The 727-nt window shown below is 48.4% G+C and carries 1 protein-coding gene; it reads left to right on the top strand.

Annotation, left to right across the window (positions count from 1 at the left end; translation table 11 throughout):
- Window positions 1-341: 341 nt before the first annotated feature.
- On the top strand, window positions 342-727 hold a 386-nt coding region (locus HYQ40_11235), incomplete at its 3' end, for a hypothetical protein (protein MBZ6528326.1).

Raw genomic sequence — 727 nt, 5'->3', positions numbered from 1 at the left:
GAACGTAGTAAGAGAAAGGAGGGGCGGGGAAAGAAAAGAGGGAAAGGAGGGAAGACGAAAAGAAAAAGGGGAAGAGGAAAGGGGGGGAAGTAAGAAGAAGGGGGAAAAAAAGAAGAAAAAAAGAAAAGGGAGAGACACGAACGAATAGAAGGATGTGAATATATGAAAAGCAAAGATGGGAAATAAAAACTATTAAAGAAAAGAAAAGAAAGAAGAGGGGGAGAGGGGCGGCGAGGAAGGAGGAAAAGGAGGAAGGGGGATGGGGAAAGGAAAAGAGGAAGAGAGGAGGGGAGAGGGGAAAGGGGGGAAAGAAGGAAGAAAGGGAAGGGGGGAAGAGAGAGATGGAGAGAGGGGATGGTGAGGAAGGGGAGGAGAAGAAAAAAGAAAAGAAGGGGAGGGAGAGAAAGAGGAGGGAGAGGAAGGGAGAAGGAAAAAAGAAGGGAGAGGAGGAGAAGGGGAGAAAAGAGGAAAGAAGGGAGGGAAAGGGGAGGAGAGGAGAGAAAAGGGGAGGGAGGGAAAGAGAAGAGAAAAAGAAGAAAAGGGGGAGAAGAAGGAGGGGAAGGGAAGAAAAGAGAAGGGAAAGAAGGGAAAAAGAGAAGGAGAAAAGGAGAAGGGGAGAGAGAGAGAGGGGGAAGGAGGAAGAGAGGGGGAAAAAGAGGGAGAAGAAAGAGGAGGGAAAGGGGGGGAGTGATGTGACATCGTGCGGTAAGTACTTAAGAATAGAACA

This window comes from Aerococcaceae bacterium DSM 111021, assembly GCA_020112395.1.
Lineage (GTDB): Bacteria > Bacillota > Bacilli > Lactobacillales > Aerococcaceae > Ruoffia.
This window is presented reverse-complemented; position numbering and strand designations above follow the sequence as displayed.